Genomic DNA, 14,338 nt, shown 5'->3' with positions numbered 1-14,338 from the left:
ACCGCGGTCCGCGTTGGCCCAGGAGATGCCTCCCTTCCCTCAATTATCGAATGTATTCGTACTGATTTCGGAGAGGTGGCACGGGGGCGGCACGAGCCGTTCCGCCGGCCGTCGCGAGATGGAACGCCTTGGGGGCGAGCCGCCGTCCGCCGGAGGACGGCGCCCGAGTCCCTTGGAGATCACCGTGAATCCGAACAGACCCCGAGCCGGCGCCCGGCGCGGGCTCCTGCGTGTGCTGGGCGTCGTGCTGGCGCCCGTCGCCGCGATCGTCCTGATCGGGCAGCCCGCCCACGCGGCGCAGGCCTGCACGGGCCAGTCCAGCAGCAACGTGTGCCTGACGATCGACGACGCCGGCGGCGGGCTCTTCCGCGTCACCATCGGCATCGACTGGCGGATCGGGCAGGTGCCCGCCCAGCAGATCATCGACGCGCCCGGCGACCCCTTCACCGCCGCGGTGTTCGCCGACGACAGCAGCGGATACCTCTTCAGCGTTCCCATCACGAACGTGGGCGCCTCGGCCGACGCCGGGCTCAGCGGCGAGGGGTCCGTCCTCATGCCCAGGATCTGGCTCGACGAGGACTTCAACGACGTGGACGAGGTGCTCGCCCGGATCAAGGTCAACGACTCCCGCTTCGGGGTGATCAGGAGCTTCAGCTCGCCGCAGATCCAGCAGTCCTTCTGACCTGCCGGGCGCGAGGGCGGAGCGGCTCCCCCCGCCCCGCCCTCCCGTCGCGTGCGGGACCGCAGGTCAGTGGGGCGCGCCGCGCCGACCGGTCAGTGGGGCTGGTAGCAGCAGCGGGCGCCCGTGCGGACGGTGGCGCGCAGCTCCTCGCCGATGGCCGCGTCGACCGCCGCGACGCGGTCGACCGCCCGCCAGATGGCCTTGCCGACGGCGATCCTGGCCCGCTCCTCGCTGCCCGCGAACGGCCGGGCCCGCCCGCCGATGCCGGTGGCCGCGGTCAGCTCGGTCAGCAGCCAGTCGCGCTCGATGCGCAGCGCGGCGGCCCGCTCCAGGTCGTGCATCGACTCCAGCTCGTCGATCTCGCCCTCCAGCCGCGCCAGCCGCTCCTTGTACGTCCGCCTGGCCACGTCGTCCAGCACCGGCTGCTCCGAGCTCGCCGTGCTCCTGGCGGCCTCCGCCCCGGCGGCCAGGTCGATGGCGGGGATCTCCTGGCCGGGGTTGGCCATCAGCGCCGCCAGGTACCCCATGCCGACGCTGTGGCTGACCAGCGCGCTGCGCCCGTCCAGCTCCAGCAGCCAGTGCAGGCCGCGCCGGCGGCAGCGGCACAGGCCCCTGGGCGCGTCGGGCCGCACGCTCGCCTTCGGCAGCACCATGCCGAGCTCGGCGGCCTCCCGCGCCGCGCCGGGCCCCTCGTCGCCGGGGTCGCCCTTGAGCGCGAGCGCCTGCCCGAGCCGGTGCCGGGACAGCACGGTGGCGGGCCAGTGCCCCAGCGCCAGGTTCTGGCGGACGGCGGTGCGCAGGTGCTCGACCGCCCGGCCGGCGTCGCCGAGCGTGAGCGCGGCCATGCCCAGGGGGTGGTGCGCGGAGCCTAGGCAGGTGACGCCGTGGCCGGCGATCACCGGCAGGTCGGCGAACGGGGTGAGCGCGGCGTACACGTATGCGGCGGTCTCGGTGTCGCGCAGCAGGTGCGCGGCCTCCCCCATGAAGTACATGGACGTCATCCACGTGCTGGAGCGCGGCAGCTCCGTCCCTCGCAGGCGGGCCAGCAGCCCTTCGGCCGTGCGGCGGTCGCCCGCGTCGGCGGCGGCCGCGGCCAGGCTGGCCAGGTAGGAGTTGTCGAGGGCGCTGAGGGTGGGCGAGTGCACCATTTCCGACAGGGCGGGCACCAGCTCGGCGCCGCGCCCCTGGAGCCAGCGGATGGCGACGAGCTGCCAGCCGTACCAGCCGGTGGCGTCCACGTCGCCGGTGGCGTCGCCGAACTCGGCGCAGGCCGCCGCCAGCGTCTCGGCCTCCTCGAAGCGGCCGGCGCGGATGCTCAGCATCACCCTCATCGCGCTGACCACGAACCCGATCGCCCGGTGCTCCTTGGCGGCCAGCATGCCCTGCAGCTCTTCGAGGCTGCGCTCGGCCGTCGGCGACGCCTCAAGGAACAGGTCGACGGTCCGCAGCAGCAGCCCCATCAGCGCGTCGCCGCGGCGGCCGGTGCGGACGGCCTGCCCGATCAGCTCCTGGGCCAGCCGCAGGCGCCGCTCCCCGTGCTCGGGGCCGAGCAGGCAGTTGTGGGCCAGGCTCAGCGTCTCCGCCAGCGCCACGGGGTCGCCGGCGGCGCGGGCCCGGTCGAGGAGCCGGAGGATGGCGTCGTGGGTGCCGGCGCGGTAGTCCTCCTCGGCGGCCTGCCGGGCGCGCAGCCGCAGGGCCAGCGTCGAGCGGGGGTCCAGCCGCCGCAGGGCGTGCCGCTGGCGGGTGCGTACGCGCTCCCAGTCGGCGCAGGTGCGGTGCTCGTGCACCCACACGCCGCTCAGCCCGAGCGCGGCGCGGCCCATCTGCTCGGGGTCGCCGCCCAGCTCGGCGTCCTGGTAGGCGGTGTCGAACCAGTAGCGGGCGGCCCGCAGGTCGCCGTCCACGGACAGGGCGCGCTCGCCCGCCAGGATGGCGAAGGTGATGTTGCCGCGCGGGACTTGGTGCATGTCTCGTGTGACGCCCACGTTGTGCGTCCCCCCTGGATCGGCCGGACTCGCCCCGACTGTCAGGAGCCGGCTCACCGCGTTTTGATACAGATCACGGCCGGGGAATTTCGGGGGGCGCGGGCTCAGGGGGCGGCGAGGGCCCGGAGGAGGGTGGTGTGCAGGGCCCGCTTGGACTCCTCCGGTGACATCCGGCCGGCGGCGGCCTGCTCGCTCGCCGCGTGCGCGAGCCTGATCGTGACCGCGACCAGCCATTCCGCCGGTACGTCGGGGTCGAACTCGCCGGCCTCCTGGCCGCGCCGGATCACCCGCTCCAGCCGTTCGGCGACCGGCGCGTGGCGGTCGTGGTCGGCCTCGGGGGTGACGGGCAGCGAGCCCAGGCGCTGGAGGAGGGCGGGGTGGCGCCCGGCCACTCGCTCGCCGGCGTCGAGCAGCCGCAGCAGCACCTCGGCCGCCGGGCCCTCCCCGGGGTCGGCGGCGTCCATGGCGGCGACCGTCTGCTCGGTGAGGTGCGCGAGGACGGCCTCCAGCAGCCGGTCCCGCGACGGGAAGTGCGCGTAGACGGTCTGCCTGCTCACGCCTGCGGCCGCGGCGATGGCGTCGACGCTGGCGTCGGGGTCGGCGTCGAGCAGCCCGGTGGCCGCCTCCAGGATGGCGGCCCGGCTGCGGCGGGCGTCGGCACGAAGGTTGCGCGCACTCATCTCTTACACCTTGTCCAAGTTAGCGGGACGTGTATATCTTACAGCGCGTAAGAGTTAGGCGAATCCCGGGAGCAGCATGAAGACCGACCCGAAGACGTTCATCAGCGACTTCATCTCCTCGCTGACCTCAGACCTGGTGAACACCGACGAGGACCCGGCCGCGATCATCGACCGCTACCACACCCCCGACATCGTGCAGATCGCCGACGGCCACCGCATGGACCGCGACAAGCTCATCGCCCACACCCGCCCCATCCGCAAGAACCGCCCCGAAGGGCGCATGGAGGTGCACGACGCGGTCATGGACGGCGACCGGCTCGCCGCCCGCTACACCCTGCACATCCGGCAACGCGGCAAGGATCTCGCGATGGACGTGTACTTCTTCGGCCGCTTCGCCCCCGACGGCCGGATGCGCGAGGCCCACATGCTGACCCGGGCGCTGCCGGCATGACGACGACGAGCACGTACACGGTGACCGGCATGGCGTGCGGCCACTGCGCCGGATTCGTCACCGAGGAGATCGAGCGCATCCCCGGCGTGAGCACCGTGACGGTGGACGTCGCCACCGGCATGGTGAAGGTGACCAGCGACACCCCGCTCGACCCCGGCGACGTGCGGGCCGCCGTGGAGGAAGCGGGCTACGAGCTGGCGTAAGGGCGGGTCACTCCCACTCGATGGTGCCCGGCGGCTTGCTCGTCACGTCGAGCACCACGCGGTTGATCTCGCGCACCTCGTTGGTGATGCGGGTGGAGATGCGCGACAGCACGTCGTAAGGCACCCGCGCCCAGTCGGCCGTCATCGCGTCTTCGGAGGTGACGGGCCGCAGCACCACCGGGTGCCCGTACGTACGGCCGTCGCCCTGCACGCCCACCGAGCGGACGTCGGCCAGCAGCACCACCGGGCACTGCCAGATCTGCCGGTCGAGCCCCGCGCGCGACAGCTCCTCGCGGGCGATGGCGTCGGCCTCGCGCAGGATGGCCAGCCGGTCGCGGGTGACCTCGCCGACGATGCGGATGCCGAGGCCGGGGCCGGGGAACGGCTGGCGCCACACCATGGCGGCGGGCAGGCCGAGCTCTTCGCCGGCGCGGCGCACTTCGTCCTTGAACAGCGCCCGCAGCGGCTCGACCAGCTTGAACTGCAGGTCTTCGGGCAGGCCGCCGACGTTGTGGTGGGACTTGATGTTGGCGGTGCCGGTGCCGCCGCCGGACTCCACGACGTCGGGGTAGAGCGTGCCCTGGACCAGGAACTCCACGGGGCCGTCGGCCATGATGGCGCGCTGCTCGTCCTCGAAGACGCGGATGAACTCGCGGCCGATGATCTTGCGCTTCTCCTCCGGGTCGGTGACGCCTTCGAGGGCCTTGATGAAGCGCTCGGAGGCGTCGACCACGCGCAGCTTGACGCCCGTGGCGGCGACGAAGTCGCGCTCGACCTGCTCGGCCTCGCCCTTGCGCAGCAGGCCGTGATCGACGAACACGCAGGTCAGCCGCTCGCCGATGGCACGCTGCACGATCGCGGCGGCCACGGCGGAGTCGACGCCGCCCGACAGCGCGCAGATGGCGCGGCCGTCGCCGACCTGGCGGCGCACGGCCTCGACGGAGTCTTCGACGATGTTGAGCATCGTCCACGACGGGCGGCAGCCGGCCGCGTCGAGGAAGTGCTTGAGCACGGCCTGGCCGTGCTCGCTGTGCAGCACCTCCGGGTGGAACTGCACGCCGTAGAGGCCCCGCTCGACGTGCTCGAACGCGGCGACCGGCGTCTCGCGGGTGGAGGCCGTCACCGCGAAGCCCTCGGGCGCCGCCGCCACGCTGTCGCCGTGGGACATCCACACGGTCTGGCTGGCGGGCAGGCCCGCGAAGATGACGCCCTCATCGAGCACCTCCAGGGCGGTGCCGCCGTACTCGGCGACGCCGGTGCGGGCGACCTCGCCGCCCAGCGCCTGCGCCATGGCCTGGAAGCCGTAGCAGATGCCGAACGTGGGCACGCCCGTGGAGAACAACCCGTGGGGCACCGGCGGGGCGCCCTCGGCGTAGACCGAGGAAGGACCGCCGGACAGGATGATCGCCTTCGGGTTCTTCGCCATCATCTCCTCGACCGGCATGGTCGAGGGCACGATCTCGGAGTAGACGTGGCACTCGCGCACCCGCCTGGCGATGAGCTGCGCGTACTGTGCGCCGAAGTCGACCACCAGCACTGTGTCGAATTCAGACACCGTGAGAACCCCCCAAAGGCGAATGCGGTGCACCCAGTGTATCGGCCTTGGCCCTTACACCTGGCCTGGCACCGGCCGACGTGCTAACACAGAACAATGGATCTTGTCTGGCCGGCGGCGGCGTGGGCCCTGTGGGTCGCCACGCTCGCGGCCGCCTTCAAGGTGTCCAGCAGGCACCACCCCGGGCCGGGCCCCGAGGGGCCCGCGCCCGCGCCCGTGGCCGACCTCTTACGCGGCACGCGGGCTCAGGAGGTGTTCCATTCCGCGCTGTTCGAGCTGGCCGAACGCGGGTGGGTGGCGATCGAGGGCGACCACCTGTCCCTGCGGCCCCCGCCGCGGGAGCCGCTGCCGGCCTACGAGCGGTGGGCCATGGAGCAGGTACGCGCCCGCCTCGGCGACGCCCCCGAGGTCGCGGTCATCGACCTCATGCCGCCGGCGTCCGAGCTCGACCGCGCGTTCGTCCCCCTCGTCCGCCGGCACGCCATCGACCTGGGCCTGGCGCGGCGGCGCTGGCCGAGCCTGCTCGTCCCGGTGCTGCTGGCGGCCGGGCTCGCCGTCCCCTGGTGGGTCACCGTCGCGGCGTCCGGCGTGTCGTGGCCGGGGATCATCGCCACGGCGGTGTCGTTCGTGGCGGGCGTCGGGCTGCTCATGGGCGGGCGCGGGTTCGTCCTGACGGCGCGCGGGCGCGAGGTCGCGCAGGCGGGCCCGGCCGGCTCCGAGCCGGAGTGGATCTTCACGGGCAGCGGCTGGAGCAGCGGCGAGATCGTGCCCGCCCGGCCGCTCCCCCGCCGCCAGGAGATCACCGGGCACGTCGTCAAGCGGTGGGCCGACACCGGCCGCTACTACATCGCCCTGCACGACGGCAGCTCGGCCAAGGCCACCGCGTTCGAGATCGAGGAGGGGCTCTACCAGGACGTGCTGCCGGGCGACTCCGTACGGGTGCTGGTCAGGCCGGGCAGCGGCACGGTGGTGCGGATGCTCGCCCACGACCGCCACTGGTAGGCGGACACGGGCAGCCGGGCACGGGCAGGCGGTCACCGGTAGTCGGGCAGGCTGCCGGTCAGCAGGGTTTCCGTCTGCTCGCGCAGGCGGTCGGCGTACTTGGGGTCGGTCAGCAGCAGGAACCGCTCCTCGCGTATGCCCGCCACGACCAGGTCGGCCACCTCCGACGGCTCGATGCCGCGCTCGGCCGCCCTGCTGACCGACTCCCGCGACTCCACCTCGTCGGGGGTCGGGGTGACGGCCAGGCCGGGCGGGCGGGTGCGGTCGGACTCGCCGATGCGGGTCCTGACCGCCCCCGGGCACAGCGCGCTCACGCGCAGCTTGGACCCGGTGGCGGCCAGGTCCTGGGCCAGCGCCAGCGAGGCGGCCAGCGCCGCGTACTTGGTCACCGCGTACCCGCCCGCCCCCGGCCGGGCGAACAGGCCCGCGACGGAGACGGTGTTGACGACGTGGCCCTCGGTGTCCTGCTCGATCATGCGCGGCACGAACTCGTGGACGCCGTGCAGCACGCCCCACAGGTTCACGCCGAGCAGCCAGGAGAAGTCCTCCTCGTCGCGGGTCCACAGGTGGCCGCCCTGGAAGACGCCCGCGTTGTTGCACAGCACGTGGACGGCCCCGAGCTCCCCGAAACAGCGGTTGGCCAGGTGACGCACCGCCCAGGCGTCGGAGACGTCGGTGATCTGCGTGAGCACCTCGACGTCTCCCGCCATCGCGGCCGTGCGCGCGAGCCCGTCGTAGTCGACGTCGGCGAGCATCAACGTCATCCCCTCGGCCGCGAACCGGAGGGCCAGCGCCCGTCCGATGCCGCTTGCCGCACCCGTCACCACCGCGACCTTGCCGGAGAGCTCGCGCACGGACAGCCTCCCTAGCGACTCGACGCTACAGACGTTCCCCCGATCACCGCGGAAGACGCCACCCGGAGCGGGCGCGCGTCTCCCCGGCGGACGCCGACCGGGACCGGCGGGTCAGAGGGCGGCGTCGATCAGGCCGAGCGGCGGCGAGCCCAGGTGCAGCAGCTCCTTGTGGAAGCGCTGCACGGTGAAGCCGGCGCCCCACTCGGCGCGGGCCCGCTCGCGCAGGTCCATGATGAGCAGCTTGCCCCAGGTGTAGCGGCCGTACGTCGGGTCGAACGAGGCCCGCCGCGCCTCCGACAGCGCCGCCGGGCCCGCCAGGTGCGTGTCCGACTCGAACCGCCTGGCGCCCTCCTCGACCGTCATCTGCCCGGTGTGCACGCCGATCGCGCAGGCCAGCCGGGTGACGCGGATCAGCGCCTCCACCCACACGCCGATCTCGAAGCGCGGGTCGCCGGCCTCGAAGCCCTCCTCGACGCACAACTCCTCGGCGTAGTGCGCCCAGCCCTCGATGAACGCCAGCGACTGCAGCACCCTGCGCACCTCGGACGGCGCCCGCCGCAGCGCCCTGGCGTGCGAGAAGTGCCCCGGCGCGACCTCGTGCACGTTGATCGCGGGCAGGGTCGTGGCGCTGAAGACCTCCAGCCACTCCTCCTGCTCCTGCTTCGGCCAGGACGTGTCGGGCGGCGTGATGTGGTACCACGACGGGCCTTCGGGCTCGCCCGGCGAGTTCCACGCCATCATGGCCATCGCCCAGCGGCGCGACTCGGGGGCCAGGCCCACCAGGCACTCGCCGTCGTGGTAGGGCACGAGGTCCTTCTCGCGGGTGAACGCGATGGCCTTCTCCGTGCCGATCCGGGCGGCCTCGATCACGCCTTCGGGGTCGGGGTGGTCCTTGACCAGCTCGCGTACGACGTCGAGCGGCGCCTTGTCCTTCTCGCCCAGTTTGGCGCACGACTCGGCGAGCAGCGCCATGAGCCGGTCGCGCTCGGCGTCGGCCCGCTCGGCCAGCTTGCCGAGGTCGACGGGCAGGCCCTCGGCGGTGCCCATCAGCTTCGCCAGCGCCTCGCCGCCGAGCGACGCGTCCGGATCGCCCTCGGCCGCGGCCCGCTCGACGTGGGCGACGAGCCGTCCGTGCGCCCGCAGCGCGGCCTCGTCCGTGACCCCGGCCGCCAGCCCCTTCACCGCTCCGAGCAGGGACTTCGCGACGGGCGCCGGCACCTGGTCGAGCGCCTCGACGGCCTGGTCCACGGCCTCGGGCCAGAGCGCGAGGTGGGCCGCCCTGGCGGCGTCGCGCTCCTCCTGCGGGCCGTAGTCGCGGTCGTAGCAGGCCAGGTCGAGGTTGGAGAGGTGGAACAGCGGGTTCTTGCGGTGCAGCTCCAGCTCGCCGAGCTGGGTACGCAGGCTCTCCTCGAACACCTGGAGGTGCCTGGCGTCGTGCGCGTCGTCGGGCGCGGGCCCCTGACCGAGCCGGGCCAGCCCCGCCCGTACGCCGCCGGGCGACAGGTCCTGGATCCGACCGTCGTACTCGTGCCTGCCGCCGCCCTCGCGCGCCTCGGCCACCATCAGGTCGGTGATGGCTCGTAGCCTGGCGTCAAGTTCTGTCATGGCGCCGACGCTAGCGCACCTCGTCTTGGGATCTTAAGTACCGGTAACTCCGGGAAAATGGGACGCGGGCCCGCCTGCCCGGAAGGCAGGATGTCCGGCATGGCCATCCGCATCACCACGCTCGCCGAGCGCCCCGAGTTCGCCGCGACGCTCTGGGACATGGACCACACCTGGCACCGGTTCATGCTGGAGGACCCGGTCGCGGACCTGTACTACGCGGTGGTCAAGACCGCGTACCCGGACCACGTGCTGGTGGCCGACGACGATGCCGAGCCGGGGCGGCTGGTGGCGCGGGGCTACATGACGCCGTTCGTGTCGGACGGGGGCGAGCTGCCCGACAGCGGATGGGACGGCGTGATCCGCTCCGGCTGGCTGGCCCGCGAGCGCGGCCTGCCCACCGACGCCGTCTCCGCCCTGGAGATCACCGTCCGCCGCGACCTGCTCGGCAAGGGCCTGTCGGCGGTGATGCTGGGCGCGCTGCGCGACCAGGCCGCCCGGCTCGGCCACCGCGAGCTGGTCGCCCCCGTACGCCCGAACCTCAAACACCTCGAACCGCACACCCCGATGAGCGAGTACGCCTACCGGACCCGCCCCGACGGCCTGCCCCACGACGCCTGGCTGCGGGTGCACGTGCGGGCGGGCGGGAAGATCGTCAAGGTGGCGCCGCGCTCGATGGTGGTGGCGGGCACGCTGGCGGAGTGGCACGACTGGACCGGCCTGCCGTTCGACCGCTCGGGGCCGGTGGAGGTGCCGGGCGCGCTCGCCCCCGTGCACTGCGACGTCCCCCAGGACCACGCCGTCTACGTCGAGCCCAACGTCTGGGTCAGCCACGTGCTGGACTGACCGGGGCCGGCGCACTCGCGGCCTCTAGGGGATCGGCGGGTTCCCGGCCCTTCGGCGATCAGCGGACCCGCAGCCTTCTCCCTGATCAGCGGGCCCGGAGCCCTTCGATGATCCGCCAGGTGGTGCGGTGGCAGAGCGCGCGGAAGTCGTCCTCAGCCATCCCGATCCGCCCGCTCAGGTACTGCTGCACCAGCCCCTGCGCACCGGACGTCACCGCCATCGCCACCTCCAGCGGATCGTCCTCCCGCAGGAACCCCGCCCGCATCCCCTCCTCGACCAGCCCCGCCACCACGCTGAACGGCGGCCCCTGCCCGTCACGGAAGTCCTCGGGAAACCGCCGCGCCCCGGCCCAGGCGTCGGAGACGAGGAACCGGTACAGGTGGCGGCTGCCGAGCGCGAAGTCGAGGAAGTCGTCGAGCGCCGCCGCCATCCGCTCCTCCAGCCCGCCGGAGGAGACCCGCCCGGTCCAGGCGGCGGCCAGCTCCCGCGCGCTGACGTCGGCGACGGCCCGCAGCAACGCGTCCCTGCTGGGATAGTGCCGGTAGATGGCCATGGCGGTGACGCCCACGGCGTCGCCGACCCGCCGCATGCTCACGGCCTCGGCGCCTTCCTCGACGAGAATGCGCCGCGCCACGTCCACGATGCGCCCGGCGGTGCCCTGATCGTTCACGTATACAGCGTATACGCGCCTATTTGAGCCTCACCCGCCGCGCCGCCTTCAGCGCCGTCACCAGCAGCCCCGCCCACTTCTCGTACGGCATCCCGCCCGGCGGCTCGAATCCCAGCCAGCCCGCCTGCGAGGCCACCGTCCTGGCCTCGGTGTAGCGCAGCAGCCCCTCGATCCCGTGCCGGCGGCCGAGCCCCGACGCCTTCACCCCGCCCATGGGGGCGTCGTAGGACGCGTACGCGGAGGCGTACCCCTCGTTGATGTTGACCGTGCCGGCGTTGATGCGGGCGGCCAGGCGCCGGGCGCGGGGCAGGCTGCCGCTCCAGATGGAGGCGTTGAGCCCGTAGGCGGTGTCGTTGGCCAGCGCGACCGCCTCGTCGTCGGTGGAGAAGGGGTAGAGCGCCACCACGGGGCCGAACGTCTCGTCGCGGCACAGCGCCATGCCCTCCGCCACCCCGGTGAGCACTGTCGGCTCGTAGAACAGCGGGCCGAGGTCGGGCCTGGGCCGGCCGCCGGTGAGCACCTTCGCGCCCTTGGCCACGGCGTCGTCCACGTGCGCGGTGACCGCGTCGAGCTGGCGGCGGGAGGTGAGCGAGCCCATCTGCACGGTCCAGTCGTGCCCGGCGCCGAGCTTGAGCGCGCCGGTCTCGCGGACGAAGCGCTCGGCGAAGGCGTCGAAGACGGACGCGTGCACGTACAGGCGCTCGATCGACAGGCAGAGCTGGCCGGCGTTGGTGAAGCAGGCGCGCAGGGCGCCCTGCACGGCGACGTCGAGGTCGGCGTCGTCGAGCACGATCATCGGGTTCTTGCCGCCGAGCTCCAGCGAGCAGCCGATGAGCCGCTTGGCCGCCTCCTCGGCGACCTTCCGGCCGGCGCGGGTGGAGCCGGTGAAGACGACGTAGTCGGCGTGGTCGAGCAGCGCGTCGCCGATCTCGGCCGGCTCGCCGAGCACGACCTGCCAGATCTCACGCGGCATGCCCAGCTCGGCCAGCAGGTCGATGGTCCACAGCGTGGACAGTGCGGTCTGGGTGTCGGGCTTGTGCACGATCGCGTTGCCGGCCAGCAGCGCGGGCACCGCGTCGGTGACGCCCAGCGCCAGCGGGTAGTTCCACGGGCTGATCAGCGCGACCACGCCCTTGGGCCGGCGCAGCTCGGTCACGCGGGTGGCGGCGGGGAAGATGCCCTTGCGGGCGCGCGGGGCGAGCAGGCGGGGCGCGCGGCGGGCGTAGTAGAGGGCGCAGCCGGCGACGTCGAGCACCTCCTCGAAGGCGTGCTTGCGAGCCTTGCCGGTCTCGTTCTGGACGATGTCGAGGATCTCGTTCCTGCGGTCGAGGATGGCGTCGTGCAGGAGGAGGAAGGGTCTGGCTCTCTCGGCGGGCGATCGGGCCGCCCACCCGGCCTGGGCCGCCCTGGCTCTCTCGTACGCCGCGCGAACGTCGTCGGCGTCGGAGATGGGCAGCTCAGCGAGGGTTTCTCCGCTGAAGGGAGCGATGACGCGCTGTGTCCTACCACTGGACGTGACCTGCATCTCAGAAGCATATTCCGCCCGGCTACCGGCGGGTAGTTTTTGCGGATTCGCGGCATAGGGCCAGAATCCCCTCATGGCATCCTTCGCTCCGCTCCGGCCCGGAGACCCACAGCGGCTGGGGGGCCTCGAGCTCCTCGGCCGGCTCGGCGAGGGCGGTCAAGGCGTCGTTTACCTGGCCAAAGACCACGCGGGCCAGCACGTGGCCGTCAAGTGGCTGCGCCCCGACCTGTCGGGCGACCAGGTGAGCGTGGAGCGGTTCCTGCGCGAGGTCCAGGTGGCCCAGCGCGTGGCGCCCTTCTGCACCGCCGCCGTCCTGGGCACCGGGGTCGAGCAGGACAGGCCGTACATCGTCAGTGAGTTCATCGAGGGCCCGTCCTTACAGCGGGTCGTGCAGGAGGAGGGGCCGCGCGCGGGCTCCGTCCTGCACCGGCTGGCCATCGGCACCGCCACGGCGCTGGCCGCCATCCACCAGGCGGGCATCGTGCACCGCGACTTCAAGCCGGCGAACGTGATCATCGGCGCCGACGGGCCCCGCGTGATCGACTTCGGCATCGCGCGGGCGCTCAACGCCACCTCCACGATCAGCAGCATGGTCGTGGGCACGCCGTCGTACATGCCGCCCGAGCAGATCATGGGGCACACCGTCGGGCCGGCCGCCGACATGTTCTCGTGGGCCAGCGCCATGGTCTTCGCCGCCTCCGGGCGGGCGCCGTTCGGCAGCGACACGATGCCCGCGGTGATCAACCGCGTGCTCAACCAGCAGCCCGACCTCAGCGCGCTCGGCGAGGGCCCGCTGCGTGACGTGGTGGTCGCGTGCCTGAGCAAGGACCCGGCGCAGCGGCCCACGGCCGAGCAGGTGATCATGCGCCTGCTCCACCAGCCCGCGCCGAACCCCGGCATGCTCGCACAGGGCGCCGCCGAGGCCGCCCCCGCGCAGCCGCCCTACCGGCACCCCGCGGGCCCTCCGTCCGGGCCGCACGGCGGCCCCTCCTCAGGCCCACCGTTCGCGTCGCCGTCCGGCGCCCCGTCAGCACCCATGCATACGCCGATGCAGGGGCCGATGTCGGGCAACGTCCCGTACGCGACCGGCGCCCAGTTCCCTCAGCCGCAGCAGCAGGCGGCCTGGCAGCAGCCCACGATCCCGCCGTACGCCCAGGGACCGTACACGCAGACGCGCCCCCGCAAGAGCGGCAGGGCCCCGCTGATTGCCGGCGTCACCGTGGCGGTCGCGCTGCTCCTGCTCGCCGGCGTGATCGTGGTCATCCAGCTCGACAAGGCCGCGACGACCGTCGCGGTGGACACCGGCACGCCGGAGCCGCAGCGCTCGCGCACGTCGAAGACCGCGCAGGCGTCCGTGCCGGCGACCGGCAACAGGCGCTCGATCCCCGGCGGCGAGATCTATCTGTACGAGAACCCCGCCGACGCCATCGTCCTGACCTCCTACGAGGTCTTCGACAAGCCGAAGGACGACTGGATCGACTACGCGAGGAACTCGCTGCGCGGCACGTTCACGAAGCTGTCGGGGAACTGGGAGTCGATGGTCTCCCCCGACGGGAAGCTCCTGGCGACCCGGGGCAGGAGCTACAGCTCCGACGACTACGACTTCATCGTCATCAGCGACCGCACCTCCGGCGAGCGCACGACGATCAAGACCGTCAAGGAGCCGCTGATCAGCAGCATCAGGTCCTGGTCGAAGGACGGCTCGAAGATCCTGCTGAACGTCGAGAAGAAGAGCGGCAGCAAGTGGCTGTACACGGGCTTCGTCCTGGTGGACGTGGCCGCTAAGACGGCCGAGGTGGTCGACGTGGACGACACCTCCGTCCGCGAGACCGCCTTCGGCTTCGACGGCGACGACGAGGGCGTGGTCAACGTCTACGGCAACGAGAAGAACCGCAGCCTGCGCTTCTTCGACAGCGAGGGCAAGGCCACCCGCTCGCTGACGGGCATCGGCACGCTCTCCGCCGGCACCCAGGACATCTTCTCGCCGTCGGGCAAGACGTTCTTCACCAACTGCCCCAACGGCGGCGACGGCGACCACTGCATCTGGGACACCGCGACGGGCAAGCAGGTGCGCAAGTTCTCCTCCGACTGCGACAAGGCGCTCGGCTTCTACGACGAGAGTCACCTGTACTGCTGGGAGCAGAACAACGGCGACAACGACGAGATCCAGGTGCTCGACTTCAACGGCAAGCTGCTGCGCAAGATGCTGGAGGTCCCCGACGACCTCAACTTCAGCCCGGTGTTCACCATCAACCCATCGAAAGGCTCCTGAACCATCGCGCT

13 protein-coding genes are annotated in these 14,338 nt (G+C 72.6%); 6 read left to right on the top strand and 7 right to left on the bottom strand.

Annotated elements, in window-relative coordinates:
- Nucleotides 1–184 precede the first annotated feature (184 nt).
- A complete protein-coding gene (locus KIS93_RS37970) occupies nucleotides 185–682 on the top strand; it encodes a hypothetical protein (protein ID WP_155128603.1) in 498 nt (165 codons plus the stop codon).
- Nucleotides 683–774: 92 nt separating this feature from the next.
- Here the strand turns inward: KIS93_RS37970 and KIS93_RS37965 are convergent, their stop codons facing one another.
- Nucleotides 775–2,649, bottom strand: a complete 1,875-nt coding sequence (locus tag KIS93_RS37965; protein WP_080043149.1) for a hypothetical protein — start codon at nucleotides 2,647–2,649, stop codon at nucleotides 775–777.
- A 122-nt stretch (nucleotides 2,650–2,771) separates the two neighbouring features.
- Nucleotides 2,772–3,347: a TetR/AcrR family transcriptional regulator gene (locus tag KIS93_RS37960; protein ID WP_080043150.1), complete on the bottom strand. Its 576-nt coding sequence runs from the start codon at nucleotides 3,345–3,347 to the stop codon at nucleotides 2,772–2,774.
- Between the two features lie 76 nt (nucleotides 3,348–3,423).
- On the opposite strand from KIS93_RS37960, the gene KIS93_RS37955 reads away from it, so the two are divergent.
- Both KIS93_RS37955 and KIS93_RS37950 read left to right on the top strand, forming a co-directional pair.
- Nucleotides 3,424–3,798, top strand: coding sequence for a nuclear transport factor 2 family protein (locus tag KIS93_RS37955; protein WP_080043152.1), 375 nt, complete (start codon nucleotides 3,424–3,426; stop codon nucleotides 3,796–3,798).
- Nucleotides 3,795–4,001: a heavy-metal-associated domain-containing protein gene (locus KIS93_RS37950; protein ID WP_080043153.1), complete on the top strand. Its 207-nt coding sequence runs from the start codon at nucleotides 3,795–3,797 to the stop codon at nucleotides 3,999–4,001. Before KIS93_RS37955 ends, KIS93_RS37950 begins: the two co-directional genes overlap by 4 nt.
- A 7-nt stretch (nucleotides 4,002–4,008) precedes the next feature.
- On the opposite strand, the gene guaA is transcribed toward KIS93_RS37950, so the two are convergent.
- Nucleotides 4,009–5,556, bottom strand: coding sequence for a glutamine-hydrolyzing GMP synthase (gene guaA, locus KIS93_RS37945; RefSeq protein ID WP_080043155.1), 1,548 nt, complete (start codon nucleotides 5,554–5,556; stop codon nucleotides 4,009–4,011).
- A 96-nt stretch (nucleotides 5,557–5,652) separates the two neighbouring features.
- Between guaA and KIS93_RS37940 the strand changes: the two genes are divergently transcribed.
- Nucleotides 5,653–6,558: a hypothetical protein gene (locus tag KIS93_RS37940; protein WP_080043157.1), complete on the top strand. Its 906-nt coding sequence runs from the start codon at nucleotides 5,653–5,655 to the stop codon at nucleotides 6,556–6,558.
- A 32-nt stretch (nucleotides 6,559–6,590) separates the two neighbouring features.
- On the opposite strand, the gene KIS93_RS37935 is transcribed toward KIS93_RS37940, so the two are convergent.
- A complete protein-coding gene (locus tag KIS93_RS37935) occupies nucleotides 6,591–7,412 on the bottom strand; it encodes an SDR family NAD(P)-dependent oxidoreductase (RefSeq protein ID WP_186404629.1) in 822 nt (273 codons plus the stop codon).
- Nucleotides 7,413–7,523: 111 nt separating this feature from the next.
- On the bottom strand, nucleotides 7,524–9,017 hold the full coding sequence (locus KIS93_RS37930) for a DUF885 family protein (protein WP_080043160.1): 1,494 nt from the start codon (nucleotides 9,015–9,017) through the stop codon (nucleotides 7,524–7,526).
- 99 nt (nucleotides 9,018–9,116) lie between these two features.
- Between KIS93_RS37930 and KIS93_RS37925 the strand changes: the two genes are divergently transcribed.
- Nucleotides 9,117–9,860, top strand: coding sequence for an N-acetyltransferase (locus KIS93_RS37925; protein ID WP_186404628.1), 744 nt, complete (start codon nucleotides 9,117–9,119; stop codon nucleotides 9,858–9,860).
- A gap of 85 nt (nucleotides 9,861–9,945) precedes the next feature.
- Here KIS93_RS37925 and KIS93_RS37920 read toward each other — a convergent pair whose 3' ends face one another.
- Nucleotides 9,946–10,530, bottom strand: a complete 585-nt coding sequence (locus KIS93_RS37920) for a TetR/AcrR family transcriptional regulator (RefSeq protein ID WP_080043164.1) — start codon at nucleotides 10,528–10,530, stop codon at nucleotides 9,946–9,948.
- Between the two features lie 19 nt (nucleotides 10,531–10,549).
- Nucleotides 10,550–12,130, bottom strand: coding sequence for a succinic semialdehyde dehydrogenase (locus tag KIS93_RS37915; RefSeq protein ID WP_268966901.1), 1,581 nt, complete (start codon nucleotides 12,128–12,130; stop codon nucleotides 10,550–10,552).
- On the opposite strand from KIS93_RS37915, the gene KIS93_RS63715 reads away from it, so the two are divergent.
- Entirely contained in the window at nucleotides 12,129–14,327 is a 2,199-nt protein-coding gene (locus KIS93_RS63715) for a WD40 repeat domain-containing serine/threonine protein kinase (protein ID WP_080043168.1), read from the top strand. The genes KIS93_RS37915 and KIS93_RS63715 overlap by 2 nt on opposite strands.
- Nucleotides 14,328–14,338 lie beyond the last annotated feature (11 nt).

The organism is [Actinomadura] parvosata subsp. kistnae (assembly GCF_900323885.1).
GTDB lineage: Bacteria > Actinomycetota > Actinomycetes > Streptosporangiales > Streptosporangiaceae > Nonomuraea > Nonomuraea composti.
Note: the sequence above shows the minus strand (reverse complement) of the source record. Positions and strands in the feature narration are given on the sequence as shown.